Here is a 25,912-nt window from a genome sequence, read left to right as displayed (position 1 = left end):
CAGGATCGGTCATGGCGAACCTTGATCAGGTATTTTCAGCTGAAGTTCACAAGACGGAAAAGCCGCAGGAAGTCGCTGTGCGGCAGGCGTCGACGGCCCCTCTACTCGTCTTCATGACCCTTGTCGCCATCCTTGTCGCCCTCTTCAAATTTCCGCCACTGCTCGATTATGCGAACCACTATGCCCGCATGTGGCTGCTTGCCGGCGGCATAAAGGAGACACCTTTCCCCGAAATCTATGCGATCGAGTGGAACCGCACTTTCACCAATGTCGGCATCGACCTGCTGGCCCGCTTCATCGGTCCCGTCATCGGCGTCTCTCTGCTCGCCCGCATCCTGCTGTTCCTGGCGATTGTCCTGCCGCCGCTTGGCGCCATCGTGCTGCATCGCCGCCTGTTCGGTGGCAGCTACTATTGGCAGATCGGCATGCTGTATTTCGCCTGGTGCGCCACGCTGATCGGCGGTTTCATCAATTTCCAGATCGGCCTCGGCCTTGCATTGCTGTTTGCAACCCTGGACCACCGCCTGCAGTCCGGTTCTGCGGTCAGGCTCTTCCTGTGGCGGATGGCGGTTTCACTGCTGCTCACCGTCGTCCATATATTCTCCGTTGGCTTCTTTCTCGCAATCGTCTGCGGACTAGAATTTTCCTGGCGCTTTGATGTTCTCACATCCCGCACGGCACTGTTGCGTCTCGTCGGCAGGCTTGCGGCCGCAATGCCTGCCTGCCTGTTGCCGCCGCTTGTGCTGGCACTGACCGCTGCCGACCTCCCGGGCAGTCATGCGGGCGGCATCCTGGCGGCTTGGAACGACGGCCCGGTGCTGCTGATTTTCAATCTGCTGTCGGCCGTCTGGACCTACGTAGCGATCGTCGATGTCATTTTGCTTGTACCGATTCTGCTCGTTTGCAGCAGGGCGATTGCCGCAAAAGACATGCGCGTTCATGCAGGGCTTGTGATCACCGCGGCAGGTCTTCTTGTCCTATCCATTCTTTCACCACGTCATGCTTTTGGCACCGGCTGGATAAGCTGGCGCTTTCCCATCATGGCCGCCCTTGTCGGGATGGTGATGATCTGCCCTTTCCAAAAGATCGGCCGGCGTCAGGCTACCATCCTGTTCCTCGCCTTGAATGTCGTCGTCTTTGGCCGGACGGCCTGGATCGGTTTTAACTGGTGGCGGGGACAGGCCGATGTTGCGAGCGTCGAGAAGGTACTTGAAGATATTCCCTCGGGCGCTGCGATCCTGCCGCTGCAGCACGATCCGGCCTTTGCCGAGATAAAACTCGATCAGCGGCATTTCGCACTTACCGAGGATACGTTCCGGCATCTGCCGACATTGGCCGTTCCACTGGTGCATGCTTTCGTCCCGACGCTCTTCAGCGCGCGGGGCAAGCAGCCTCTTGCCGTCCTTCCATCCTGGTCAAATCGCTCCGTACCGGAGGGAAATCTCTTTTCAACCGGCGTGCTGTCCTGTCCAGGTCTGATGGCGGAGGCCGCCAGCTTCACGCCTTATCTTGTCGACTGGCGCAGCAAGTTCGATTTCATCCTGGTCGTCAACGCCGATACCGTCGATCAGAATGTCGGCGACGTCATGCCGACAGGTACCCGTCTTCTGAGAGACGCAGGATTTGCGAGGCTTTACGGGATCGATCGCAATGCGCCACCGGCGCCGGACGCCGTGCCGGCATCATGCCCGGACAGTTTCCACTGGTAATTTACTGGGTTCCCTGCAGTTTGTTTTCCTGCAGCAGCCATTTCTGAATGATCGGCACGTCGGCATCGCCGAGATCGTGACCGCCGGGGATGACGTCGGAATCGACGGTTGCGCCCGACGTCTTCAGCCGCTCTTCCAGCTCGCCCGCATATTTGCCATAGGCATCCATCTTGCCGCTGATGACGAGCAGATCCGTGCCTTTCAGATCGGCATGCGGATAAGCGCTGAGGACCGGCATCGAACGCAGCAGCACAGCCTTGTGCACGAGATTCGGATGCAGGTAGAGCAGCGAATTCAAAAGGTTCGCGCCATTGGAATAGCCGACATAGACAACCTTCTTCGGATCGAGGCCATAGGATTTGACCGCACCTTCGATGAAGGCGGCAAAGGCTTCGGCTTCGTTCTTGATGTCGTCCTGGTCAAAGGAGAAGGGCGTGATGCGCTTGTACCAGCGCGGGAAGCCTTCCTCGGTCGCCCGCCCACGCACACCGAGAAGGGTGGCGCGCGGAGCAACCTTGTTCAGCAGCGGCATCAGTGTCGTCTCGTTGCCGCCGGAGCCATGTAGTAGCACGAAGACGCTGCCGTCTGGATCGGGCGGGGTATAGAAACGATGGATGAAAGGCAGGTCGCGATAATTGATACGCGGCTGGCCGGGCATGGAAAATTGCGGCAGCACGACTTTCAGGTCGCTGAGATTGGTGATCGAATCCTTCGGCGGAATGAAGAGCTTGGTCCCGAGTGTAGCTTTCGGCTCATCCACCATCATGCCCGGCTGGTTGGTGGCAAGCTCTATCAGCGTACCGCCGGGCTCACGGGCATAGAGCGAGCGGAAGTATTTGCGATCGTGCAGATTGGTCGCCGATGCATTTTCCTTTTCGAGTGTCTTGTGGACGGCAAGCACGGCTTCGTCGTCATCTGCGCGGAAAGCCACATGGTCGATCGTGCCGGTTCCCGGCGCGCCGGACCAGAAGCCACGCGCATCGCGGACGTCGATGATATCGCCCGACTGCGAGACGAGGCGGTCGATCGTGCCACGATTTGCCTGGAACCTGTACCCGAAATGGCTTTCGATGAAATGGCGGCTCTCTGCTGGCTTTTCGGTCAACATGGTCGCGCCCCGCACGCGCTGCACGGCATGCTCGACCGGCACATCGCTGCCGTCCCACACGGCCGGCGATTTCAGATCCTTGGCGCCGGCAAGCTTGACGATGACATTGTCGGGGTCCTTCAACCGCAGCGCCGGCTCGCCGAACTCGTCCGCGGGGCCTTCCGAGCGGAAGCCGAAGCGCATGGCACGCGTCAGCCAGTAACCGATGCTGGAGGGATCGATCGCCAGCGACATTTCGCTGACCTGACCGTATCCAGCACGGCCGGGCGCTCCATCCTCCCAGACGAGGAAGGTGACGAGCGAGCCCGGAGTGCCTTCGGCGTCGCCATAGAAGAGATGAAGCTGTGTGGCGTCCTCGAAGCCGGCCGTCTGCTTGACGAGCCGCATCCCGAGGAATCCGGCATAGAAATCCACATTCGCCTGCACCTTGCGAGTGATCAGCGTGATATGGTGTATGCCTGAAGCCATGGATGAAAGCCCGAATTGAAAAGAGGCCAGGAGCGAGAGTATGAGGGTCGTTGCTAGCGTCATGCCGTTGCCAATGGCCTTTTCCCTAATTTTGTTCCGCAAAAAGTACAAGTGCATCACCGCGCGGCAGGAGCTCCAGCGTGTCGACCTCCTCCAATGCTTCTTCGAGTTGTTGCAACGTCGGCGGCTTGACCATATAGGCGAGCGCGCCGAGGTCTTTTGCCCGTTGCATGTCGCTTTCGTCGCTTGACGTGCTGAGCACGCAGACCGGAATCCGGTTCAGCCGCTGATCGGCTGAGAGTGCGTTCAGCACCTCAAAACCATCCATGATCGGCATGTTGATATCGAGCAGCATCAGGTCGATCTGGGGTTCGTCCGGAACGCCGGCGCGCTGTTCCAGAAGCCGCATCGCCTCGCGGCCGTTGGTCGCCACATGCAGGTTGAAATTCACCTTCTCGCGCCGCATCAACTTGATCTTCAGAAGCTGGATATCCGCCGGGCTGTCTTCCACCAGCAGCACTTCGGCGAGCCTGCCGCGGCTCTCGGTCATATGGTCGGATGCTTTTGCCGTCTGCGGCTGCCCGCGGATGACCGGCTGATCGCCTGATATCTTTGCGAGCGGTACTTCGAGCAGGAAGGTCGCACCCCTTCCGGTCTTCGCCTCGCACCAGATCGAGCCGCCATGCAGCTGCGCGATGCGACGGCATATGGCAAGCCCGAGCCCCGTGCCTTCGATGCCGCGGCCGACGAGACGCTTGAAGGGCTGGAAGATAAGCTCCCGATGATCAGGGTCGATGCCCGGCCCGTTGTCAGCGACCGTCAGGCGGCATATCCCCCTGTCTGCTATGGCCGAAACGCGCACCTCCGGAACGGTATTCTCACAATAGCGGATCGCATTGGAGACGAGGTTCTGTAAAAGCTGGATCAGCAGCGTCGCGTCACCCATCACCTCCGGCAGCTGCCCGCGGATGATGATCGCCTGCCGGCTTTCGATCTGCTGGTGCAGATTGTGCTCCACCTGATCGAGCACGGCCGACAGCGGGACCGGCTTCAGCTCGAGCTCGCTCGAAACCTCCAGCCTCGTGAAGCCCGAGACCTTGACGATCAGATCTTCCATGTGGTCGGCGGCGCTCAGGATATAATCGAGAAGCTCGCGGTCTTCGGCCGGCAATTCGGCCGAGCCGTGCAGGATGCGGCTGAAGGACTTGATTGTGCGCAGCGGCTCTTTGAGATCATGCGCCATGGCTCGGGTGAAGATTTCGAGCGACTGCCGCTTCTGCTCGAGCTTTGCCTCCAGCGCGCCATGCATCAGCGCGTTCTGGATGCAGCGATGCAGGGTCTCGGGCGATAGCGCGTCCTTGGTGAGGTAGTCACGCGCGCCGCCCTTCATGACCTCGACGGCAACAGTCTCGTTGCCCTGGCCAGTCAGCATCACCACATTGGCGGCAGCATCCTGGGCGAGGATTTCCGAGAGCACGCCAAGCCCGTCACGGCCGGGAAGCGAAAAATCGAGCAATATGCACTGCGGGCGCCTCTGGTGGTTGAGGGCAATGCCCTCTTCACCGCTCTCGGCCTCGATGACCGTATAGTTCGTGCCGGAGACGCGCGCCAGCATGCGGCGATAAAATTCCCGGTCGTCTATGTTGTCGTCGATGATGAGAACGCTGCATTCTTCCGCCAAACGTCACCCCTCTAAAGGCAGGATTGCGATTTCGAACCAGTATTCCTTGAGCCGCTGGATGGCGGCGAACAGTCCGTCGAGATCGACAGGCTTCTGTACATAGGTGTTGGCGCCGAGCGCGTAACAGCCCTCGATGTCGCGCTCGTCGTCCGACGTCGTGAGGATCACGACCGGGATCTTGCGCCAATGCGCATTGGATTTGATCGCTTCCAGGGTCTTGCGCCCGTCGAGGCCCGGCATGTTGAGGTCGAGCAGGATGAGGCCGGGCTTCGGCGCCATCGTGGCGAGCACGTCGAGCGCTTCCTGACCGGAGGCGGCCCAACGGATGGGGTTGCGCAGATTGGTGCGCTTGAAGGCGCGCATCGTTGCTTCGAAATCGTCCTCGCTATCCTCGACGATGAGGATCGGTTGCATGTCACGCAGCAGCATTCTGGCCCTCGCGTTTCCTTCCCAGGGTAAAATAAAACGTCGTGCCGATGCCGACGTCCGACTCCAGCCATATCTCACCATTGTGACGCCCGATGATCTTGCGCACGAAGGTGAGCCCTGCGCCGGTGCCGTCCTCCGAATCCTGCGATTTTTCGAGCCGTTTGAAAATGCGGAAAATATCCTCGTAGAATTCTTGGGGTATGCCCTTGCCGTTGTCTTTCACGTAGAAGACGTTGCGGGCCGTCGTTCCGTCCTTGCCGACATAGCGTTCCAGATAGCCGACGCTGACGAGCGGCACGGGCTTATCGTTGTATTTGATGGCATTGGTGACGAGGTTGCGGAATACCTCGGTCAGGCGCGGCGCATCGCAGACGACCTCCGGCAGCACGCCGTCGATGACGACCTTCGCATGCCGCTCCTCCAGAAAAAGCTCCATGGTAGCGACGACGTCGCGGACGATCGAACCGATATCGGTCCTTTTGACCGCGAGCTGCTGGCGACCGATGCGTGAGAAATAAAGAAGATCGTTGACAAGCTTTTCCATGCGCTGACTGAGCCGGACGAGCCGATTGAGCCGGCGTACGCCGTCTTCATCGAGCTTCTCCTCGTAATCTTCGAGCAGAAAACGCGAATGATTGTGCAGGCCGCGCAGCGGTTCTTTGAGATCATGCGAGGCGATATAGGCGAACTCATCGAGATCATGGTTGGAGCGTTCGAGATCCGCTGTGTATTCCTCAAGCTGGGTAAGCGTCGTCTTCATCCGCTCTTCTTGCCGCATGCGCTCGCTGATATCGCGCACGATGCCGACGAAGGTCTTGCCCGAGCCGGCGACGACGGCGCTGACCGAGAGGTCGATCGGGAAGACCACGCCGTTCCTGCGTCGGCCGGAAACCATACGCGTCGTGCCGATGATGCGTTCCTCGCCGGTCCGCCGGTAATTGCCGAGATAGGCGTCATGTTCGGAATGATAGGGTTCCGGCATCAGCATCTTGATGTTGTTGCCGATCGCTTCCTGCGATGTATAGCCGAACATGCTCTCGGCAGCCGGATTGAAGCTCAAGATTCGCCCCACTTCGTCGATGGCGATTACGGCGTCAGGCGTATTGCGCACCAGCGCGCTGAATCGGATTCGTTCGGTTTCCAGGTGCTGGCTGTTGCGCATGAAATAGAAGACGAGAATGGCAATCAGCCAGAGCGTCGCCGCCGTGATTGAGCGATTGGTGGCTTCCCGCCAGTATTCGTTCTCAGCGTGGTTGACGGCGAAGAAGCCGAGCAGGATCAGGACGGTGCAGACAAAAGCGAAGAAGATCGGTGCGTTGCGATTGCCGAACCAGAGCGCCGTCAGCACGAGCGGGACATAGAGAATACCGTTTGCCACGCCAAGCGGCGTATAGAGATCGACGATAACGCCGGTAAAACAGATCGATGCCGGTATCCAGAGAGGGATCTGTGCTCTGTTGGTTGGCAACATCCACCAGGATCTGGCAAGAAGCCCGCAACCGAAAGCCACCAGACCGATAGCCGTAGGCAGGGCCATCGCGGCATAGGGACCCCAGCGATATCCCTGTTCTGCATTGGTGACGTATCCGGCAAGCGCGATCATGCCGAGCGTGATCGCGATATAGCTGGTGAGTTCCTGCACGAGCTGGCCGTGCAGCTCCTTCCCATAGAGCGTAAAGAGAATGGAAAGATTTGATATCAGGAAGATCAGCGCCGTGTTCGGCCCCATGCCGCCGCCGATCTGTTCGACAAAACTTGGAGAGATGAAAAACTGCGTCAGGAACACATCGACATTATGTATCGTTCGGCCGAGCGTGATGATCTCTGTCAGGCGCACCGCGGAAAGCAGGGCAGCAAGGCCGCAAGCAATGACGGGCACGATGCGGTTAGGTTTGCCTGTCTCCATCGACGTGGCAAGCCCGATACCCGACAGCACGAAGCAGATGGCGGTATTGAATGCCATGGACGGAAAGCCGGGCACGATCGAGATGATGATTTCGACCTCCAGCAGCCACCCGGTCAGCGCCGTTAGGCCGAGCAGGACCAGCAGGTAGCCGATGACAAGCGCGACCATGCGGTAGCGACCGCCCTCCGCCCCGTCTCGTCCTGATGTAGCAGTATCCCGCACCTGCATCACCTCTCCGCCATGTCTTGTTGGCGAGCCATCTTTTCCGAAATCGCCGAATACTCAATAGGCAGATTGTTTGGCAAAACATGCTTTTTCGATAGTAAATCCCCAAAGGTCGATATCGAATCTTAGTGAAGTGGCGTTAATGTCTCAGTGAAGGACAGTGCAGAACATCAGAAACAATATCCGGATTGCGGTGCCAGATGTCGATCTTGTTTTACGTCGACGATAGCGGAGATGACCTCTTCTATCTCGAATATATCCGAAAGAAACAACAGGTAGATGTTGATCTATTCTGCTTTTCCACCGCACAAGCTGCAATCGAGGCGCTTGAGGAGCGTCTGGAACGAGGCGAAGGCGTTCCGGATATACTGATCGCCGATCTCTACATGCCCCTCGACAGCGGCAGCGGTCTGATCGCGCGACTGCGACAGGATGATCGCTTTTCCGCCATGCAGCTCGGCGTCTGCAGCGGTTCGGATGCGGTGGAGGACCGAGAACGCGCGCTTGCCGCCGGCGCCGATTTCTACCTGGAGAAGCCGTTGGACTTTGCCAGGATCGGCAGAAATCTTTGATTGCATGCACATAATTTATGCGCGCAAAAGTTTAAAATGCCTGTAGGAAAGCACAATTGACAAGCCTGGCAGTGCATTTCAAACTGCAACCGGAGAAAAGAAAACCAAAAAGCACTGAGAGAGCCGCCCGATCCTTGTTCGCCGCCACGAACGTCAGCCAACCCCTTAGCTGAATGGCCCGACCGGCTCTCCCGCGCTTACTTCTGGCACTGTCTTCCGCATCCATGGATGTTGAATACGGAGAGATTGGGATACCTAGGTAAGAGCTACTATTCGAGTAAACTGTCCTACGCATCACCTGTAGTTGAGATGTTTCCGCCTGCGATATCGAAAGTCCCCATTTCGTTATCGGTCATCAACCATCTCGCAATTTTTGTAGCTGTTCGCGTTTTAGACGTATATCCCAAGATTTCGGGATCGTCGGAATGAGAATTGGGGAGGAGGAAGGGTGGGAATGACCAGTGCTGCCGCAGTTCCCTTTCATGCCGGTCCGGAACTTAGCCGGGCTATCAATCGCACGGATTTTTTTCGCCTCCTGAAGGCGGCCGCACAGCATTACGATTTCGACAATTTTACCCTGGCGCGCATCTCGGAGGCTGCAACTCCTTTCAGCGAACGTGATGTCGTCATTACCAATGTCGCCGAACGACGCATGAGCCTCTTTGTCAAGACTCTCAAGGAAGCGCTCGGAACTGCCAAGGCACGGACGGCGCAGTTTTTGACGACGCCAGTGCATGGAAAAAGTGCAGCGTTAGAAGGCTACCCGTCAGACCTCGTCTTCAATGAATTCAGCGGCAACACATTCCTTTTCATTCCACTGTTTACGCCGGAAGGACGTCGCTACTGCCTAGTGCTCAGCGGCCAGCGTCAGGAGCCGGACCAGGGCGAGGTGGCCGATATTCTGCTCGATGCGATGCGCATCTTCGACAAGCTCTATGAGGAAATCCTGACGCAGGAAATATCCGGTCGGCTCACGCAGCGCGAAACCGAAATCGTCAAATGGACGAGCGAAGGCAAGACCTCTGCGGAGATTGCCATTATCCTTGGCCTTTCGGAACACACAGTCAATTCCCATATCACGGCCGCAGTCAGGAAGCTTGATGCCGTCAACCGCGTTCATATGGTGGCGATTGCGTTGCGAAACGGTCTGGTTTCGTGAGCTGGTTTCATGTCGGGGAAAGCTGAAACGATGAGTGCGGAAGCAACGCGCAGGAATGCGGTAAAGGTATTGTTCGTCGATGACGAGTTTATCGAATTCCGTTCGCTCAAAAAGAAGATCGCCGATCTCTCCGAACCACGTGTCGATATCGAATATTCTCAATCGATCGGCGATGCGCTGGACAAGATAAAGGCCGCTCGCTTCGATCTCATCCTTCTCGACAACCGCCTGTTGCCGAATGCGGATTTTCGCGAGACCGTGCCTGAACTCAGGGGCATCGGCTATACCGGCCCGATCGGTGTCGTCTCGACCGATATATCAGGTAACTATTTCCAGGAATTCCCGGATTACGGTGTCGATTTCCGCATCGGCAAAGATGAGATCGACGTCCAGACGCTACAGCACATCATTCGAGAATACGTAACCTATGATGTTCCGGATTTCTGGAAGGATGACTACAGCATCTGACTAGGACGCTCTAAGCCGGCAGGCGGATCGCAAAGCGGCTGCCGCTCTCATCGGAATGGTCGAGCCTGATGTCGCCGCCGAACGCGCCGAGCAGGTCCCGCGTGGTCGTCAAGCCAAGCCCCGGCCCTGGCACGCTGCCGGCTTTCGGCAGCTTCCAGAAGGCATCGAAGATCTTCTCCCGGTAGGCAGGTTCGATGCCGCAGCCATTGTCGGCAATGATGATGCGCCAATCCGCACCTTCCCGTGTGGCTGTCAGGGTGACATGCGGCGCTGCAGCGCCATGATATGTCAGCGCATTTGAGAAGAGGTGCCTCAGAACAATGGTCAGAAGTGCGGCATCGCTGCGGATGAGAGGCAGATTGTCCGCATCAAGTGTTGCGCCGCTCACTGGAAATTCCTCCAGCGACTGCTTCCAGGCCTCTTGCGCGACATCGGTGAGGCGCACCTCGCCGATGGTGATCTGCGGCGTCGTTCCCGCAAGGCTCATCAATGCCTTGGTCAGCCGCTGCGCCGTCTGGGCCTTGTCCATAATCATCCTGAGGCTCTGCAGCTGTTCACTGTCGAGCGTCGGCTCCAGATCGTCGAGCAGCATTTCCGCATACATGGCGATATGGCGGAGCGGCGATTGCAGGTCGTGCGAGGCGGTCGCGAGGAAGCGTTTGATACGCTCCTCCTGATCCTCGGTGGAACCGGTTTCCGGCTTTTTCGCCGTCGGGTTGGAAGACATGTGGCTGTGCTCCCGATCTCTTTGAATTTAACATAGAAAGAGGGCGCCGGCTGTGCAACCGGCGCCCTCTCCAAGCCCACCTTAAATATCGACGGTTCAGCCTGCGGTCTTGCGCGGCTGACCTGCATCCGGCGGAATGATTTCCACGGCTGCATCGTTCGAAGCTGCGGCTGCCTTGGCGTGGCGGCGGCGCCAGTCGCCGAGGAAGAGCAGGATCGGTGCCGCGATGAAGATCGAGGATGCTGCGGCAACGAGAATGCCGAATGCCATCGGAATAGCGAAGCTCTCGACCGCGCTGCCGCCCCAGATCGCCATCGGCAACAGCGAGAGAAAGGCCGTCGCATTGGTGTAGAGGCTTCGAGCCAGCGTCTCGTTGATTGACTTGTCGATGATTTCGCGCAGCGGCATTGACTTGTAGAGACGCATGTTTTCACGCATGCGGTCGTAGACGACGACCTTGTCGTTCACCGAATAACCGACCAGCGTCAGGATCGCCGCGATGGCCGTCAGGTTGAAGTCGAGCCCCGTCAGCGCGAAGAAGCCGATCGCTTTGGTCACGTCGAGTATGAGGGTGACGATAGCGCCGACCGCGAACGGCCATTCGAAGCGGTACCAGATGTAGAACAGCATCGCGAGGCTGGCGATGACGACCGACAGGATACCGGCCCAGGCAAGCTCGCCGGAAACCTTCGGACCGATGACGTCGGTACCGGTCACGGTCGCCGACGGGTCGATCTTGACGATCTCGGCCTTGAGCTTGGTGACGGCTGCGGTCTGCGCCTCTTCACCACCCTCCTGGCGCTGTGCGCGCACCAGCATGGTCTTGTTGTCGCCGAAGGACTGCAGCGCAACTTCGCCGATGCCAAGGCCGTTCAGACCTTCACGGAAGCGGCCGAGATCGGCAGCGTCCTGCGTCTTCACCGACATCTGGATACCGCCACGGAAGTCAACGCCGTAGTTGAGGCCCGGATAGATGAAGAGGGCGATCGAAGCGACCGACAGCAGCGCGGAGACGGTTACGCCGAAGAAGCGCGCCTTCATGAATTGGATATGCTTGTCGTAGGGGCTGAAGGGGATCAGCGGCTTGATATTCAGGACCTTCATCTTCCGGCGACGGGTGATCTCGATCATCGTGACGCGCACGAAGGCGACCGAGGTGAACATCGAGATGATCAGGCCGAGCGCCATGGTCACGGCAAAGCCGCGAACCGGGCCGGAGCCGAACCAGAATAGGATGGCGGCAGCGATCAGCGCCGTCATGTTACCGTCGATAATGGTCGAGTAGGCGCGGCGGAAGCCGGTATCGATCGCCGCAAAGGCACTCTTGCCCTTACGCGTTTCTTCACGGATGCGCTCGTTGATCAGGACGTTCGCGTCGACCGCAAGGCCGATGCCGAGCACGACGCCGGCGATGCCGGGCAGCGTCAGGGTCGCGCCGACAAGTGTCAGCGCCGAGAAGGTCAGGATCGTGTGGATGAGAAGCGCGATATTGGCGAGAATGCCCCAGGTACCGTAGAGCACGAAGATGAAGGCGGCGACGAGCACGAAGCCGACCACGCCAGCATAGAGGCCCATGCGGATCGCATCCGCGCCGAGGTCGGCGCCGACGGTGCGTTCTTCGATCACGGTCAGCTTGGCGGGCAGGGCGCCGGCACGCAGCATGGCCGCCAGCGTGTTGGCGCTGTCGGTGGTGAAGTTGCCGGAGATCTGGCCCGAACCACCAGTGATCGGCTCGCGGATGACGGGCGCGCTCAGCACCTTATCGTCGAGGACGATCGCGAAGGGGTTGCCGACGTTCTGACGTGTAATATCGGCAAAGCGGGTTGCACCGGCGCTGTCGAAGCGGAAGGTGACGACCGGCTGCTGGTTCTGGTCGAAGCTGACGCGGGCATCCGAGAGGCGGTCGCCGGAAATTTCGACGCGGTCGAGAACAGGATAGGAGTTACCCTCGTCGTCCTTCATGATCGTGACGCCCGGGCCGGCCTGGCCGTTCGGGGCGAGCATGTGGAAGGACATCTTGGCGGTGGAGCCGAGAAGTTCACGGAGGCGGGACGGATCCTGCGCGCCCGGAAGCTGGACGAGAATGCGGTTGGCGCCGATGCGCTGGATCGTCGGCTCGGCAACGCCGACCTGGTCGACGCGCTGGCGGATGACTTCAAGGCTCTGCGTGACCGCATTGTCGACATTGGTTGCAATACCGGCCGGCGAGAAGCCGATGGTGATGTTGCCGCCGTCGGCCGTGACCGCAAGGTCCGACTGGCCGGCGCTGATGCCGCTGGAGATCACATTGCCGAGCGTGCGAAGCTGGGTGACGGCCGCATCGCTCTGCGACGGGTCGGCGAGCGAAACAACGATGTTGTTATTGTTGCGGACAACCGACTTCGGCTGGATGTTCTTTTCGCGCAGCACGCGGCGTGTGTCCTGCAGCAGCGAATTCAGGCGCTCCTTCGTGAGGTCGGCTTCGTCCACCTCAAGCACGAGATGCGAGCCGCCGCGAAGGTCGAGGCCGAGGGAGACCTGGCTGTGCGGCAGCCAGGAAGGGATGCGCTGCAGCACGCTCTGCGGCAGCGCGTTCGGCAGGGCGATCAACAGGCCGAGCACGATGATCACCGTATAGGTGAACACCAGCCATGGTGAATTGCGCATGTTTTAAGTCCTTGGATAATGCTTGGGCCGGCGCAACCGCGCTGCGGCATGTCTACATGTCTATTGGATCAGAAGCACCCGAAGGCGACGTGATTTAGGCAACCTGCGGCGGCGCGCGGGGCTGGTGAGCCCGGCCAGCGGCAGGGCGCAGCGGGGCCTCGAATTCAGGAGCCGGAGCGGCTTGGCGCCGGTCGGCGAATTGCAGCGCCGGAGCGGCATTGAGAGACGCCGGGCCGGCGGCATGGAGCTGTTGTTTCGGTGCAACCTTTCGATCGCTGATCAAAAGCCCGCGGATGGCGTCGCGCGCAGTGATCTGCGTCTGCTGCGAATCTCGACTTGAAGACGAGAGGCTGTTCGGCGCGGATGAAGGGCCGATGACGATATTGCCGCCGAAGAGCAGGCCGAGATAGGCGAAAATCGCAACGACGACGGAAGCGGCAATATGGTTTACCAGACGGCGCTGACCCAGCTCCGTCTCTCCCGTCTCGGCAATTTCACTCCCAAATCGGCTCAAAGGCGCCAATCTCTCATTCTTTTTCCGGCGGAGGCTCCACCGGCGGCAGGATTGTACCAGCCGAAGGTCCGTCTTCATAGGGTGCACTGTCATGATGCACTTGGGCGAGCCGGTCAACCATGCCAAGCGCAATTTCCCGTTCGCCCATGATGACGGTATCGGCGCCGTATTGCCGCAGTTCCTCCACTTCGGCATCGGAATGGGCACGCGCGACGATCAGGATCGAAGGATTGACCGCGCGGCCCTGCTCGGCGATGCGGCAGGCTTCGAAGGCGTTCGGGATGGCGATGACGAGGCTGCGCGCGCCGGCGAGATTGGCGAGATCGAGCGTTTCGCGGACGACAGCATTGCCTGAGAGCACTTCGGTACCCTGGCTCCGTAGTTCGGTAATGCGCTTGTCGGAATCCTCGATAACGAGGAAAGGCGTGCCCGATGACTTGAGATTCTGGCCGACAATGCTGCCGACGCGGCCATAACCGACGAGAATCGCATGGCCGTTGAGAGCCGTCGGATGAACCTCGTCCATGTCAGTCTGTTCCTCTGCATGCGCGGGTCGGGCATCAGTGGCCGGAACAGCAGCTTCGGCTGCCGGCTCTTCATGCTTGGGGCGTTCCAGCAATGGCCGCATACGGTCGCAGACGAAGAAGAGCAGCGGGTTGATGATGATCGAGATGATCGCGCCGGCAAGGATAAGGTCGCGCCCTTCCGCTGGCAGCAGGCCGAGCTCGACGCCGAGGGCGGCGAGAATGAAGGAAAATTCGCCGATCTGCCCGAGGCTCGCCGAGATCGTCAGCGCCGTACTGACCGGCTTCCTGAAAAGCAGCACGATCAGGAAGGCTGCGATCGACTTGCCGATCACGATGATGAAGACCGTCGCAAGAACCGGCAGAGGCCGCTCGATCAGAATATTCGGATCGAACAGCATACCGACGGAGACGAAGAAGAGCACGGCAAAGGCGTCACGCAGCGGCAGGCTTTCCTGCGCAGCACGGTGGCTGAGCTCGCTTTCGGCGAGAACCATGCCGGCAAAGAAGGCACCGAGCGCCAGCGACACGCCGAAAAGCTTGGATGCGCCAAAGGCGACGCCAAGCGCGATTGCCAGCACGCCGAGACGGAAGAGTTCGCGCGAACCGGTGTGAGCGATGCGGTGCATGGTCCAGGGGATGAGTTTGCGGCCGAAGACTAGCATCAGGGCGACGAACAGCGCCACCTTGACCAGCGTCATGGCGATGATGCCGCCGACGCCGAGATCAAGGCCGAAAAGCCGGTTGAGGCCCGCCGAGAGAGGTTCGACCGGGCCATGACCATCGCCGGTGATGCTGGCCGCTGCCGGGATGAGAACCAGCGCCAGCACCATGGCAAGGTCTTCGACGATCAGCCAGCCGACGGCGATACGCCCACGCTCTGTCTCAATGAGACGCCGCTCCTGCAGGGCTTTCAGCAGCACGACCGTCGAGGCGACCGAAAGCGCCAGGCCGAACACGAGGCTGCCGCCCGTCGGCCATCCCATGAAAGCGCCAAGACCCCAGCCGAGCAGCGTGGCAAAACCGATCTGCACGACCGCTCCCGGCACCGCGATGCCGCGCACGGAAAGCAGGTCCTTGAGCGAGAAATGCAGGCCGACGCCGAACATAAGCAGGATCACGCCGATTTCGGCCAGCTCGGGAGCAAGGCTCTGATCTGCGACGAAACCCGGCGTGTGCGGGCCGGCTAGAACGCCTGCGACAAGATATCCTACGAGAGGCGGTAGCCGCAGGCGATTGGCGATCGCGCCCAGGATAAATGCCAGCACGAGGCCGCCGACGATTGTCGAAATCAAAGGCGTATCGTGGGGCATCGCTCTCTCCCGGTCTGGAAATCCTGTTCAAAACATGACATATATGATCTATATTGACCAATATGGGTGGTTTGGAATTATGGGTCAAGGCGCAAAAGAAACAATTCTGACGCCCGCTTTGTGCCGCGCGGCTCGTGGTCTGCTTGATTGGACGCAAGCGGACCTCGCCGAGAAGGCCGCCGTTTCCCGTAGCACGATACGCGATTACGAAGGCCGTCATCACGAAATCCATCGTGCGACGGAGGCGCAGCTGCGCCTTGCCTTCGAGGAGGGTGGCGTAAAATTTATCGAAATAGAAGGCTGCGGAACCGGTATCTGCCTGCCGGTCCCGTGAACTGAGCCGCTTTAGGGCTGTTTCAGGCAGGCCGCACCGACCTTGTAGACATAGATCGTATCGCCTCTGTAGTTGCCTTTTTCCGGCCGCCAGCTTTTCAGCATTTCCGGCGTTTCGTTCGCGCAGTTCAGCGGCTTGGAGGTCAGGAACAGAACCTGCCCGCTGGTATCGGCCGGGAGGGCGAATTCCTGTTCGTAATAGCTGTCCGGCAGGCCGGCCGGCGGACGGGCATAGATCTTGAAAGGTGCGGCTCTCAGCGTGTGGAAGAGATCGGCGACCATGTCCCTGTTGTCGGTGACGACGATACCGGTACCGGCCTGCGCGGCAAGATCGGCAGCTTCGCGGCTGACTTGGGCTCGGCCGAGATAGCGTTCCATGACTTCCTTGCCGTTGGGCAGCACCAGTTGATGCGAGAAGATCGTTGCGAAAGGGAAGAGCAGGCAGGCAACGCCATTGATAGTGAACGAGGTTCGGAGACCCTTCGGCCACAGGCGGTGAAGCAGCCAGACAGCCAGCACGATGCCCGCCACATAGGCCGTGACTGCCCAATTGGCATAGGCCTTGGCAATGGTCGCCTGCAGGGTAATGAGCAGCACGACCGGGATCGACAGCCAGACGAGCATCTTCTCGCGCGGCTCGCTGCGGCCGCGGATCATGTTCCAGACGGCCCAGAGCATGGCGAAGAAGACGATCGGGCCGACGACGCCGAACTGCGCGGAGAAGAATTCCAGCCCCCCGCGAATATTGCCGCCGAGATCGTTCCAATGGGCGATATCCTGCGTGTGGCGCACCGTCGTATTGTTGTGCTGGAGGTTCCACCACAGGTTCGGGAACGCGATGACCGCGGAGGTGACGACCGCGATGATGAAATCGCGCACCGAAATCCGCGCCGCCGGAATGAGCAGCATTGCAATTGCTCCGCCAGGCACAAGGAAGAGCACGGCATATTTCGTAAGAAACGCCAGCCCGACACCGACACCCATGAGAAGTGCAAGTCCGACGGAGCGACGCTGCGTCAACTCGAAATAGGCAATGAGCGCAATGGCTATGAAGAAGAGCAGGATGACATCGGTGGAGAAGAAGACCGAAGAGAGCGCAACCGCCGGCAGCGTGATATAGGTCGCGCCGACCCAGCCTTCGATCTCAGGTCCGATGAAGCGCTTTGCCATTTTCATCAGCACCAGCGCGGTCGCCATGTGGAAGAGGGGGCCGGGAAGCCGCAGCCAGTAAATGTCGCTGGAGCCGGCAAGCTCGGTGAAGATCCTGAGCACCCAGGCGATCATCGGCGGCTTGGAATAATAGCCGAAATCGAGATTTTGCGACCAGAACCAGTATTGCGCCTCATCGACGAACAGGTCCGTCGTATCGAAATGCAGCGTGACGATGCGGAAAATCGTAAACGCCAGAATGATGAGAAGGCCGGTCCGAGCTGACATTAATTGGTTACTTCCGCTGACACAGGAGCGCGTGTCGATACACCAACGGTATCGGGCTGCCAACGAGAAAGGTGAGAAGCGTCGGAAGAGCGGCGTCTTAGAAGACGCGAAGGGTGCGGCTGTCGCGGTGTGCCGCGATCGCATCGAGGAGGGTGATGGCCGCGGCGATCGCGATCGCGATCAGGCAGGAACCCATTCCGAGAACTATCATTTCTCTTTCCTTGTTGACGTGATGTCAGGCTCTTTAAATCGGCTCTATAACATAGAGCTTGCGCGTGCCTTGTAGCAGCGATGCAACTCCGCGCCAGTATTTACTACGCGAAGTCTGGCTAATTGTTTCAAAAGCTACAGGCGCGAAGGGCTTATTAACCTTCAAGCAAGGAATTAACCATAAACATTGGGTTACACGTCGGAATGGGAAGATGCACTCGTTCCCACCAGGCATGACGCCGTACCGCCGTACCGGGTCGATCCGGTATCCATCTCTTCAGGCAGCTCCGAAACAGAATTGCTGATCAGGAGGCTTCAGTCCATCGGTCGTGACCGATGGCGAAGACGGTCTCCGCGCATAGCGTTCTTCAGAGGTGTCAAAAGTTTTTGGCCGGGTTCGCTCGGAAAGTGGTTGGGGACAGGCGTTGAGGCAGGATATGCCATCAGATCAGGCTCGTGGAGCACAGGCAGGCAGCCTGCGTGACCGCCTGCGCTTTGCCGGTCTCGACACTGACCAGTGCGAGATGGTCCGCCGCAACCGGCCCGCCCTTGAAGCCCATCTGAAGGCCGGCCTGCGCGATCTCTTTCATCGTTTCCAGTCCTTCCCGGATGCCGCACGCAATTTTGAAAGCGAGCGTCAGATCGAGCGCCTTCACGACCTGCAGTCTTCACACTGGGATGTGTTGACGGATGCGCGTTTCGACAGCCTCTATGCAGAACGTGTCAAGGTTCTCTCCGATACCGAAAGCAAGATCGGCCTCGACCCCCGCTGGCACGTGGCAGGTCACGGCGTCATGCTGGAACACGTGATTTCCGGTCTGGCCGATGAACTGGCCGGCCGCCCGGTACTGCCGTCGGCCAAGCGGCGTGCACGCGAGATCACCGACCTGATGACCTCAATCATCCGCATCGTCATGGTCGACGTCGAAATCGCCGTCTCGCTGCGCTTCAATGCGCTGCGCTCTGCGCAGCAGCGCGCACTCGCCGATCAGCGTGCCGAAGATGAGGCGGAAGTCGCCCGCATCTTCAGCGATGTCATCGAAGCCCTGTCGGTCCGTGACTTGACCCAGCGCGCACCGGTCGACGGCGCTCACACCGACATTGCCGCCGCGCTGAACGCCGCACTCGACAACCTCCAGACAGAATTTGCCGCGATTGCCGAACGCAATGCAAAAGCGGAAGCGGCAACGCAATCGCTCGCCGATGCATCCCGCAGCTTTGCCGGCAATGCCTCCGGTCAGGCCGGACGCCTGCAGCTTTCCGCCGCCGCTCTCGCCGGCATCGCCGAGCGGGTCCGCGAAGGTGCAGCCGGCAGCCGCGCCGCCGAACAGGCCGCTGCCGCGACGCGTGCGGCCGTCGAGGAAAGCGGCGAGGTGGTCGGCCGCGCCATCAGCGCCATGGCCGATATCGAACAGTCTGCGGAGAAGATCGGCCAGATTATCGGTGCGATCGACGAGATTGCCTTCCAGACGAACCTGCTCGCTTTGAACGCCGGCATCGAAGCTGCCCGCGCCGGCGAATCTGGTCGCGGCTTTGCTGTCGTGGCGCAGGAAGTGCGGGCGCTCGCCCAGCGCTCCGCAGAAGCTGCCCGTGAAATCAAGACGCTGGTGACCACCACCAAGACGCAGGTGGATGCCGGCGTGCAGATGGTTGGCCGCACACAGGATTCGATTGCCAGCATCGTCCGCCAGGTAACCGACATCAACGCCGCAATCGCCGGCATCGCGAGCGAGACGGGTGAGCACGCAGCCGGTCTGGAAGCCGTGACCGCGGACGTTAAGGGTCTCGGCGGCGAAGTCGCCGACAATGCCGACTTTGCGGAACGTTCGGCCGAGGGCGCCGATCATCTCCACACCGTCATCCTGGAACTCGGCCAGACGATCCGCGAATTCCGCATCGCGCGGGAAAATGCCCACGCAACCCGGCCTCATCAGGTGCGTGTTTCCGCCTCCCGGACGGTTGCGATCACAGCTCGCCCGAGAGTGGTCGAAGACGATTACGAAAATGACGATTTCAGCATGCTTCAGCCTCTCGCAAGCGCCGGAGGTGGGCGGAATGTTTACTAACCTATCGGATTATGACGCCGGCTCGCTTTCGCGGGTTGGGGACAAAGGGACAAGGAAAAGCTGATGGCAGCAAAGAAGAGTGCCAGGACGCTGGAGTTGCCAGCGATTCTCGATCTCAATGAGGCTTCCGCATTGCGCGACAAGCTTCTCTCCATGCGAGGAAACCCCGTGGCGATCGATGCTTCGGCAGTCGAACGCGTCGGCGCTCTTTGCGCCCAGGTTCTGATGGCCGCCGAGAAGACCTGGGACCAGGACAAGCAGTCGATCACCTTCTCGAAGGTGTCCGACGCATTTCAAAAAACCATGCAGCTGGTTGGCGTCAATATCGACCATCTGCTTGCCAAGGAGATCCGGCAATGAAGAAGAAAGTATTGACGGTGGACGATTCCCGCACCATCCGAAACATGCTTCTCGTAACGCTGAACAATGCAGGTTTCGAGACGATCCAGGCTGAAGACGGCGTTGAAGGCCTCGAAGTTCTCGAAGAGTCCAATCCTGATGTCATCGTCACCGACATCAACATGCCGCGCCTCGATGGCTTCGGCTTCATCGAAGGTGTCCGTCGCAACGAGAAGTACCGTGCGATCCCGATCCTGGTGCTGACCACCGAAAGCGATGCGGAAAAGAAGAACCGCGCCCGCCAGGCTGGTGCCACCGGCTGGATTGTCAAGCCCTTCGACCCCGCCAAGCTGATCGATGCCATCGAGCGTGTAACCGCTTAAAGCCCAGGATTTGCTCCTATGGATATGAACGAAATCAAAGAGATCTTTTTCCAGGAATGCGAGGAACAGCTCGCCGAACTGGAATCCGGTCTCCTGAAAATGAATGATGGCGATCGCGACCCGGAAACAGTCAATGCGGTCTTCCGCGCGGTCCATTCGATCAAGGGCGGTGCCGGCGCCTTTGGCCTGGATGACCTCGTCGCCTTCGCCCACGTCTTTGAGACAACACTTGATTGCGTTCGTTCCAACAAGCTTGAGCCTAACCAGGACGTCCTGAAGGTCATGCTGAAATCGGCAGACGTGCTCGCCGACCTGACCAATGCTGCCCGCGATGGCGGCAGCGTCGACGAAAGCAGAAGCCGCGGTCTCGTCAAGGAGTTGGAAGCGCTTGCTCACGGCGAGCTGCCGTCTCCCTCGGCAGTTTCCGAGGCGCCCGCACCGAAGCCGGCCCCGAAGGCCGCTCCTGCCCCGGTCGCTGCAGCCCCGGCTCCCAAACCGACCGATGATAGCGGCTTCCAGCCGATCCCCTTCTCCTTCGACGATTTCGGTGGCGAAGAGAAGCCGGTCGATCTGCCGGCCTATGAAATCACCTTCAAGCCGCGCTTCGAGCTCTATTCAAAGGGTAACGACGCCACCCTTCTGCTTCGTGATCTCTCCCGCCTCGGCGAGATGAGCATTTATTGCAACGCCGATGCTCTGCCGGGCCTTGAGGAGCTCGATCCGGAAGGCGCTTATTTCTTCTGGAACATCACGATCAAGACGGACAAGGGCGAAGACGCCATCCGCTCGGTCTTCGAATTCGCCGAATGGGATTGCGATCTAACCGTGAAGCCGGCAGAGGACAGCAAGCCGGGCGAGACCAATGAAGAACTGCCAATGATCCCGGTTCCGTTCGATCTCTCGATCCTGGACGAGGGCGGTGCCTCCGAGGCGCCGGCCGCTGCCGGAACCAAGGCAGACGACACGGCTGCCGCTGTTACCGCCGCTGAAACGGCGACCAACGTCACGCAGATGGCTGCTGCTGCGGCCCGTGTCGAAAAGAAGGAATCGGCGGCCGCCGCTGCCGCTGCAGCGGCAAGTGCCGCAGCCCAGAACAATGCCGCTGCCGGCGCCGGCCAAACGATCCGCGTCGATCTCGATCGCGTCGACCGCCTGATCAACCTCGTCGGCGAGCTTGTCATCAACCAGGCGATGCTCTCCCAGAGCGTCATCGAAAACGACACGACCGGCACGTCCTCGATCAACATGGGCCTCGAAGAGCTGCAGCAGCTCACCCGTGAGATCCAGGACTCGGTCATGGCGATCCGCGCCCAGCCCGTGAAGCCGGTCTTCCAGCGCATGTCGCGCATCGTCCGCGAAATCGCCGACATGACCGGCAAGTCGATCCGCCTGATCACCGAGGGTGAAAACACGGAAGTGGACAAGACGGTCATCGACAAGCTGGCCGAGCCGCTGACGCATATGATCCGTAACGCTGTCGACCACGGTATCGAAACGCCCGAAAAGCGTGCTGCCGCCGGCAAGAACACCGAAGGCACGGTCCGCCTGACGGCAAAACATCGTTCGGGTCGCATCCTGATCGAACTGGCCGACGACGGCGCCGGGATTAACCGCGAAAAGGTCCGCCAGAAGGCGATCGCCAACGACCTGATCTCCCCTGACGCCAATCTGTCGGATGAGGAAATCGATAACCTGATCTTCCTGCCGGGCTTCTCGACGGCCGATAAGATCTCCGACATCTCCGGTCGCGGTGTCGGCATGGACGTCGTCAAGCGTTCGATCCAGGCGCTCGGCGGCCGCATCAACATCACCTCGAGGCCGGGTCAGGGCTCGGTCTTCACGATGAGCCTGCCGCTGACGCTCGCCGTTCTCGACGGCATGGTGGTCACGGTCGCCGGCCAGACCCTGGTCGTGCCGCTGACGGCAATCGTCGAAACCCTGCAGCCGGAAGCCGCCGCGATCCATTCCTTCGGCGCCAACCACCGCCTGATCTCGATCCGCAATTCCTTCTGCCCGCTGGTCGATGTCGGTCGCATCCTGAACTTCCGCGCAACCCAGGCCAATCCGGTCGAAGGTGTCGCCCTTCTCGTCGAATCCGAAGGCGGCGGTCAGCGCGCCCTCATGGTCGACGCGATCCAGGGCCAGCGCCAGGTCGTCATCAAGAGCCTCGAGGCGAACTACACCCACGTTCCGGGCATCGCCGCTGCAACCATCCTTGGCGACGGCCGCGTGGCCCTCATCCTGGACGTGGATGCGGTGGTCGGCGCCTCGCGCGGTCAGTCCCTGAAGGCTGAAATGTCTCTGGCGGCAGTAGGATAAGAGGCAATGTCGTACACGGCAAAAAATCTGACCCTGGGCGGAAACGAGCTTATCGCATTTCGCATCGGCGATCAGGAATTCTGCGTGAACATCATGGCAGTCCGCGAGATCCGGGGCTGGACCCCGGCAACCGCGATGCCGCACTCGCCGTCCTATATGATTGGCGTCATCAACCTGCGTGGTGCGGTGCTGCCGATCATTGATCTGTCGGCCCGACTCGGCATGAAGCCGGTCGATCCGACCGCCCGCCACGTCATCATTGTCGCTCAGGTCCGCCGCAAGGTCGTGGGCTTGCTGGTCGAAGCTGTTTCCGACATCCTGACCGTCACTGACGATGACATCCAGCCGACACCCGAGATCTCCTCGGACCTTCAGCGTCAGTTCGCCCGCGGCATTCTCTCCATCGAAAAGCGGATGATCTGCCTGATCGAACTCGAAGCCCTGTTCCCCGACACCGAAAGCGAAGCCGCATGAATGCAGTTGGCGTAAAAGATCAGAGGCAGTCTGGTGCCGACGAGGTTCTGGCGAGCGGGGAATACCCGCTGACGCGCCGCGATCTCTCGGAAATCGCCGCCATGATCTATGCGGATGCCGGAATCTATCTCAATGAGACGAAGGCCTCGCTGGTCTACTCTCGTCTGTCGAAGCATATCCGCAACCTCGGCCTTTCGGGATTTCGTGAATATTGCGAGCTTGTCGCCTCGCCGGCAGGTGCCGCCGCCCGGCGCGAGATGCTGTCGCACCTGACGACAAACTTCACGCGCTTCTTCCGCGAAAACCATCATTTCGAACACTTGCGCGACCATGTGCTGCCCGATCTTCTGAACCGGGCGCGCGCCGGCGGCCGTGTTCGGATCTGGTCGGCTGCGTCCTCGGATGGGCAGGAGCCCTATTCGATCGCACTGACCGTTCTGTCAATGATGCCGAACGCCGCCGACTACGACTTCAAGATTCTGGCGACCGACATCGACCCGAAGATCCTGGCGATTGCCCGGACCGGGGCCTACGACGAAAACGCGCTGGAAACCGTCTCGCCTGCCATGCGTAAGCAATGGTTTACCGAGGTCGAGATGCAGGGACGCCGCAAGTTCCAGGTTGACGACCGCGTGAAGCGCCTCATCACCTACAACGAGCTGAACCTGATGGCTCAGTGGCCGTTCAAGGGCAAGTTCGACGTCATCTTCTGCCGCAATGTCGTCATCTACTTCGACGAGCCGACGCAGATGAAGATCTGGCAGCGCTTTGCCGGCCTGCTGCCGGAGGGCGGCCATCTCTATATCGGCCACTCCGAGCGCGTCTCGGGCGAAGCCAAGAACGTCTTCGACAATATCGGCATCACCACCTATCGCTATACGACCAAGGGTATCGGGAGGAAGGCATGAGCGCTCCGGCAAGAGTTCTCGTCGTTGACGACTCGCCGACCATGCGCGGCCTGATCTCGGCCGTTTTGAGTTCGGATCCCGAAGTCGACGTCATCGGTCAGGCCGGCGATGCCCTGGAGGCACGCGAGGCGATCAAGCGGCTGAACCCCGATGTCGTGACGCTCGATATCGAAATGCCGAACATGAACGGCCTCGATTTCCTTGAAAAGATCATGCGCTTGCGGCCCATGCCTGTCATCATGGTCTCGACGATGACGCATCGCGGCGCGGAGGCGACACTCGCAGCCCTCGAAATCGGTGCCTTCGACTGCGTGGGCAAGCCGCAGCCGGGCGAGCCGCGCCCCTTCGGCGACCTCGTCGAGAAGGTAAAGGCTGCCGCCCGCACACAGCGCAACTTCGCCAAGCCGGCCGCGCCTGCCACCGTCACGCCGACCGCAGTTGCCGATTTCCGCGTCGGACGCAAGATCGTGGCGATCGGTTCTTCGACCGGTGGCGTGGAAGCCCTGATCGCAGTGCTGCAGAAATTCCCGGCGAACTGCCCGCCGACCGTTATCACCCAGCATATGCCGCCGACCTTCACCAAGAGCTTTTCCGAACGGCTGAACCGTCTCTGCGCGCCGGTCGTGGAAGAAGCGACCGACGGCGCACGTCTCGAGATCGGCAAGGTCTATCTTGCGCCTGGCGGTGAGCGTCATCTGCAGGTCTCCAATGCATCGGCGCCCTGCTGCCGGCTGGTCGAGCGGGGGCCGGTCAATGGCCATCGCCCATCGGTCGATGTGCTCTTCGATTCTGTTGCCGAGCTCGCCGGGCGCAATGCCGTCGGCGTGATCCTCACCGGCATGGGACGCGATGGAGCGGCCGGGCTGTTGAAAATGCGCCACGCGGGGGCAAGAACGCTCGGTCAGAACGAAAAAACCTGCGTTGTTTACGGAATGCCAAGAGTTGCCTACGAACTTGGCGCAGTTGAGCAGCAGCTACCGCTGACTGCTATCGGCGAAGAAATACTGAAAATGACAGCCGCCCGAAAGGAAGGGACCGAATAATGTCGATCGCGGAGAAAATCAAAGTTCTGATCGTTGACGATCAGGTTACGAGCCGCTTGCTGCTCAGCGACGCGCTGACGCAGCTCGGCTTCAAGCAGATCACCGCTGCCGGCGACGGCGAGCAGGGTATGAAGATCATGGCGGAGCAGCCTCATCATCTGGTGATCTCCGACTTCAACATGCCGAAGATGGATGGCATCGGCTTCCTTCAGGCCGTCCGCAGCAATCCGAACACCAAGAAGGCGGCCTTCATCATCCTCACCGCACAGGGCGACCGTGCGCTGGTGACCAAGGCAGCACAGCTTGGTGCAAACAACGTTCTGGCAAAGCCCTTCACCATCGAAAAGATGAAAGCGGCCATCGAAGCCGTGTTTGGAGCCCTGAAATGATCACTGAGGGTGCGGCCCGCCGCGTGCACATCATTCAGGGTGAATACAAGGTCTTGAGCGATCCGGATGCGGTGCTTTCGACCATCCTTGGCTCGTGCGTGGCAGCCTGCCTCAGAGATCCCGTCGCAGGTGTTGGCGGCATGAACCACTTCCTGCTGCCGGGAACAGGCAACACCCCGATGACCGGCGGCGATGCCACACGCTACGGCGTGCATCTCATGGAACTGCTGATAAACGGCCTCCTGAAAAAGGGCGCGCGGCGCGACCGGCTGGAGGCCAAGATCTTCGGAGGAGCGAAGACGATCTCGACATTCTCGAATGTCGGCGAGCAGAACGCGGCCTTCGCCATGCAGTTCCTTCGAGACGAAGGCATTCCGGTGGTCAGCTCCAGCACAGGCGGTGAGCATGGACGAAAGATCGAATATTGGCCGGTGTCCGGCCGTGCCCGGCAATACCCCCTGACCGGCGCCGAAACCCAGAGAACCGTCGCTCTCGAGCAGCGTCCGGCCGCTCCGCAGAAGCCCGCCGAGACCAGTATCGAATTCTTTTGATGGCGAGGATT

Annotated in this window: 23 protein-coding genes; 14 read left to right on the top strand and 9 right to left on the bottom strand. The window is 60.0% G+C overall.

Going from position 1 to position 25,912, the window contains the following annotated elements:
- The first annotated feature begins 11 nt into the window (after positions 1 to 11).
- Positions 12 to 1,709 (top strand): hypothetical protein, encoded by a 1,698-nt coding sequence (locus H4W29_RS06380; RefSeq protein WP_192728177.1) that lies wholly within the window; start codon positions 12 to 14, stop codon positions 1,707 to 1,709.
- Between the two features lies 1 nt (position 1,710).
- Here H4W29_RS06380 and H4W29_RS06375 read toward each other — a convergent pair whose 3' ends face one another.
- The 4 genes from H4W29_RS06375 to H4W29_RS06360 all read right to left on the bottom strand — a co-directional run bounded on the left by H4W29_RS06375 (position 1,711) and on the right by H4W29_RS06360 (position 7,469).
- Positions 1,711 to 3,285 (bottom strand): VOC family protein, encoded by a 1,575-nt coding sequence (locus H4W29_RS06375; RefSeq protein ID WP_192728176.1) that lies wholly within the window; start codon positions 3,283 to 3,285, stop codon positions 1,711 to 1,713.
- 85 nt (positions 3,286 to 3,370) lie between these two features.
- Positions 3,371 to 4,966: a response regulator gene (locus H4W29_RS06370; RefSeq protein WP_192728175.1), complete on the bottom strand. Its 1,596-nt coding sequence runs from the start codon at positions 4,964 to 4,966 to the stop codon at positions 3,371 to 3,373.
- A 3-nt stretch (positions 4,967 to 4,969) separates the two neighbouring features.
- Positions 4,970 to 5,395: a response regulator gene (locus H4W29_RS06365; RefSeq protein ID WP_192728174.1), complete on the bottom strand. Its 426-nt coding sequence runs from the start codon at positions 5,393 to 5,395 to the stop codon at positions 4,970 to 4,972.
- Entirely contained in the window at positions 5,382 to 7,469 is a 2,088-nt protein-coding gene (locus H4W29_RS06360; RefSeq protein WP_192730680.1) for a sensor histidine kinase, read from the bottom strand. Before H4W29_RS06360 ends, H4W29_RS06365 begins: the two co-directional genes overlap by 14 nt.
- A gap of 257 nt (positions 7,470 to 7,726) precedes the next feature.
- Here H4W29_RS06360 and H4W29_RS06355 point away from each other — a divergent pair, with 257 nt between their 5' ends.
- From H4W29_RS06355 to H4W29_RS06345, 3 genes are all read left to right on the top strand, one after another.
- Positions 7,727 to 8,098 carry a response regulator gene (locus H4W29_RS06355; RefSeq protein WP_192728173.1) on the top strand — a complete coding sequence of 124 codons (372 nt, stop codon included), beginning with the start codon at positions 7,727 to 7,729 and terminating at the stop codon, positions 8,096 to 8,098.
- 454 nt (positions 8,099 to 8,552) lie between these two features.
- Complete coding sequence (locus tag H4W29_RS06350; RefSeq protein WP_192728172.1) at positions 8,553 to 9,257, top strand: response regulator transcription factor; 705 nt, start codon at positions 8,553 to 8,555, stop codon at positions 9,255 to 9,257.
- A 30-nt stretch (positions 9,258 to 9,287) separates the two neighbouring features.
- On the top strand, positions 9,288 to 9,725 hold the full coding sequence (locus H4W29_RS06345) for a response regulator (protein WP_192728171.1): 438 nt from the start codon (positions 9,288 to 9,290) through the stop codon (positions 9,723 to 9,725).
- Positions 9,726 to 9,735: 10 nt separating this feature from the next.
- On the opposite strand, the gene H4W29_RS06340 is transcribed toward H4W29_RS06345, so the two are convergent.
- From H4W29_RS06340 to ybaL, 4 genes are all read right to left on the bottom strand, one after another.
- The gene (locus H4W29_RS06340; protein ID WP_192728170.1) at positions 9,736 to 10,452 is read right to left on the bottom strand and encodes a sensor histidine kinase; all 717 of its coding nucleotides are present in this window, start codon (positions 10,450 to 10,452) and stop codon (positions 9,736 to 9,738) included.
- Positions 10,453 to 10,548: 96 nt separating this feature from the next.
- Positions 10,549 to 13,098, bottom strand: a complete 2,550-nt coding sequence (secD, locus tag H4W29_RS06335) for a protein translocase subunit SecD (RefSeq protein ID WP_192728169.1) — start codon at positions 13,096 to 13,098, stop codon at positions 10,549 to 10,551.
- Positions 13,099 to 13,192: 94 nt separating this feature from the next.
- A complete protein-coding gene (locus tag H4W29_RS06330) occupies positions 13,193 to 13,612 on the bottom strand; it encodes a hypothetical protein (RefSeq protein ID WP_192728168.1) in 420 nt (139 codons plus the stop codon).
- A gap of 13 nt (positions 13,613 to 13,625) precedes the next feature.
- Complete coding sequence (gene ybaL / locus H4W29_RS06325; protein WP_192728167.1) at positions 13,626 to 15,449, bottom strand: YbaL family putative K(+) efflux transporter; 1,824 nt, start codon at positions 15,447 to 15,449, stop codon at positions 13,626 to 13,628.
- Positions 15,450 to 15,483: 34 nt separating this feature from the next.
- Here ybaL and H4W29_RS06320 point away from each other — a divergent pair, with 34 nt between their 5' ends.
- Positions 15,484 to 15,783, top strand: a complete 300-nt coding sequence (locus H4W29_RS06320; RefSeq protein WP_192728166.1) for a helix-turn-helix domain-containing protein — start codon at positions 15,484 to 15,486, stop codon at positions 15,781 to 15,783.
- 11 nt (positions 15,784 to 15,794) lie between these two features.
- Here H4W29_RS06320 and H4W29_RS06315 read toward each other — a convergent pair whose 3' ends face one another.
- Positions 15,795 to 17,219 (bottom strand): ArnT family glycosyltransferase, encoded by a 1,425-nt coding sequence (locus tag H4W29_RS06315; RefSeq protein WP_192728165.1) that lies wholly within the window; start codon positions 17,217 to 17,219, stop codon positions 15,795 to 15,797.
- A gap of 647 nt (positions 17,220 to 17,866) precedes the next feature.
- Between H4W29_RS06315 and H4W29_RS06310 the strand changes: the two genes are divergently transcribed.
- The 9 genes from H4W29_RS06310 to cheD all read left to right on the top strand — a co-directional run bounded on the left by H4W29_RS06310 (position 17,867) and on the right by cheD (position 25,901).
- A complete protein-coding gene (locus H4W29_RS06310) occupies positions 17,867 to 19,495 on the top strand; it encodes a globin-coupled sensor protein (protein ID WP_192728164.1) in 1,629 nt (542 codons plus the stop codon).
- A gap of 63 nt (positions 19,496 to 19,558) precedes the next feature.
- Positions 19,559 to 19,855 carry an STAS domain-containing protein gene (locus tag H4W29_RS06305; protein WP_192728163.1) on the top strand — a complete coding sequence of 99 codons (297 nt, stop codon included), beginning with the start codon at positions 19,559 to 19,561 and terminating at the stop codon, positions 19,853 to 19,855.
- Positions 19,852 to 20,217 (top strand): chemotaxis response regulator CheY1, encoded by a 366-nt coding sequence (cheY1, locus tag H4W29_RS06300; protein ID WP_003570362.1) that lies wholly within the window; start codon positions 19,852 to 19,854, stop codon positions 20,215 to 20,217. The genes H4W29_RS06305 and cheY1 overlap by 4 nt, the downstream gene beginning before the upstream one ends.
- Positions 20,218 to 20,235: 18 nt before the next feature.
- Positions 20,236 to 22,536, top strand: a complete 2,301-nt coding sequence (locus tag H4W29_RS06295; protein ID WP_192728162.1) for a chemotaxis protein CheA — start codon at positions 20,236 to 20,238, stop codon at positions 22,534 to 22,536.
- A 6-nt stretch (positions 22,537 to 22,542) separates the two neighbouring features.
- Complete coding sequence (locus H4W29_RS06290) at positions 22,543 to 23,010, top strand: chemotaxis protein CheW (RefSeq protein ID WP_192728161.1); 468 nt, start codon at positions 22,543 to 22,545, stop codon at positions 23,008 to 23,010.
- On the top strand, positions 23,007 to 23,918 hold the full coding sequence (gene cheR, locus H4W29_RS06285) for a protein-glutamate O-methyltransferase CheR (RefSeq protein ID WP_192728160.1): 912 nt from the start codon (positions 23,007 to 23,009) through the stop codon (positions 23,916 to 23,918). The genes H4W29_RS06290 and cheR overlap by 4 nt, the downstream gene beginning before the upstream one ends.
- Positions 23,915 to 24,961 (top strand): protein-glutamate O-methylesterase CheB, encoded by a 1,047-nt coding sequence (gene cheB / locus H4W29_RS06280; protein WP_192728159.1) that lies wholly within the window; start codon positions 23,915 to 23,917, stop codon positions 24,959 to 24,961. Before cheR ends, cheB begins: the two co-directional genes overlap by 4 nt.
- Positions 24,961 to 25,350, top strand: coding sequence for a response regulator (locus H4W29_RS06275; RefSeq protein WP_192728158.1), 390 nt, complete (start codon positions 24,961 to 24,963; stop codon positions 25,348 to 25,350). The genes cheB and H4W29_RS06275 overlap by 1 nt, the downstream gene beginning before the upstream one ends.
- Positions 25,347 to 25,901 carry a chemoreceptor glutamine deamidase CheD gene (gene cheD, locus H4W29_RS06270; RefSeq protein WP_112541540.1) on the top strand — a complete coding sequence of 185 codons (555 nt, stop codon included), beginning with the start codon at positions 25,347 to 25,349 and terminating at the stop codon, positions 25,899 to 25,901. Before H4W29_RS06275 ends, cheD begins: the two co-directional genes overlap by 4 nt.
- Positions 25,902 to 25,912: the final 11 nt, after the last annotated feature.

The sequence above is a fragment of the Rhizobium viscosum genome (assembly GCF_014873945.1).
Taxonomy (GTDB): domain Bacteria; phylum Pseudomonadota; class Alphaproteobacteria; order Rhizobiales; family Rhizobiaceae; genus Rhizobium; species Rhizobium viscosum.
This window is presented reverse-complemented; position numbering and strand designations above follow the sequence as displayed.

Bases quoted from the DNA above. Each gene is read 5' to 3' on its own strand.
- H4W29_RS06310 (WP_192728164.1), top strand. From the start codon at position 17,867: ATGCCATCAGATCAGGCTCGTGGAGCACAGGCAGGCAGCCTGCGTGAC.
- ybaL (WP_192728167.1), bottom strand. From the start codon at position 15,449: ATGCCCCACGATACGCCTTTGATTTCGACAATCGTCGGCGGCCTCGTG.
- H4W29_RS06320 (WP_192728166.1), top strand. From the start codon at position 15,484: ATGACATATATGATCTATATTGACCAATATGGGTGGTTTGGAATTATG.
- H4W29_RS06350 (WP_192728172.1), top strand. From the start codon at position 8,553: ATGACCAGTGCTGCCGCAGTTCCCTTTCATGCCGGTCCGGAACTTAGC.
- cheD (WP_112541540.1), top strand. From the start codon at position 25,347: ATGATCACTGAGGGTGCGGCCCGCCGCGTGCACATCATTCAGGGTGAA.
- H4W29_RS06295 (WP_192728162.1), top strand. From the start codon at position 20,236: ATGGATATGAACGAAATCAAAGAGATCTTTTTCCAGGAATGCGAGGAA.
- H4W29_RS06355 (WP_192728173.1), top strand. From the start codon at position 7,727: ATGTCGATCTTGTTTTACGTCGACGATAGCGGAGATGACCTCTTCTAT.
- H4W29_RS06290 (WP_192728161.1), top strand. From the start codon at position 22,543: ATGTCGTACACGGCAAAAAATCTGACCCTGGGCGGAAACGAGCTTATC.
- secD (WP_192728169.1), bottom strand. From the start codon at position 13,098: ATGCGCAATTCACCATGGCTGGTGTTCACCTATACGGTGATCATCGTG.
- H4W29_RS06315 (WP_192728165.1), bottom strand. From the start codon at position 17,219: ATGTCAGCTCGGACCGGCCTTCTCATCATTCTGGCGTTTACGATTTTC.
- H4W29_RS06305 (WP_192728163.1), top strand. From the start codon at position 19,559: ATGGCAGCAAAGAAGAGTGCCAGGACGCTGGAGTTGCCAGCGATTCTC.
- H4W29_RS06360 (WP_192730680.1), bottom strand. From the start codon at position 7,469: ATGGTCGCGCTTGTCATCGGCTACCTGCTGGTCCTGCTCGGCCTAACG.
- cheR (WP_192728160.1), top strand. From the start codon at position 23,007: ATGAATGCAGTTGGCGTAAAAGATCAGAGGCAGTCTGGTGCCGACGAG.
- H4W29_RS06365 (WP_192728174.1), bottom strand. From the start codon at position 5,395: ATGCTGCTGCGTGACATGCAACCGATCCTCATCGTCGAGGATAGCGAG.
- H4W29_RS06345 (WP_192728171.1), top strand. From the start codon at position 9,288: ATGAGTGCGGAAGCAACGCGCAGGAATGCGGTAAAGGTATTGTTCGTC.
- cheB (WP_192728159.1), top strand. From the start codon at position 23,915: ATGAGCGCTCCGGCAAGAGTTCTCGTCGTTGACGACTCGCCGACCATG.
- cheY1 (WP_003570362.1), top strand. From the start codon at position 19,852: ATGAAGAAGAAAGTATTGACGGTGGACGATTCCCGCACCATCCGAAAC.
- H4W29_RS06375 (WP_192728176.1), bottom strand. From the start codon at position 3,285: ATGGCTTCAGGCATACACCATATCACGCTGATCACTCGCAAGGTGCAG.
- H4W29_RS06340 (WP_192728170.1), bottom strand. From the start codon at position 10,452: ATGTCTTCCAACCCGACGGCGAAAAAGCCGGAAACCGGTTCCACCGAG.
- H4W29_RS06380 (WP_192728177.1), top strand. From the start codon at position 12: ATGGCGAACCTTGATCAGGTATTTTCAGCTGAAGTTCACAAGACGGAA.
- H4W29_RS06275 (WP_192728158.1), top strand. From the start codon at position 24,961: ATGTCGATCGCGGAGAAAATCAAAGTTCTGATCGTTGACGATCAGGTT.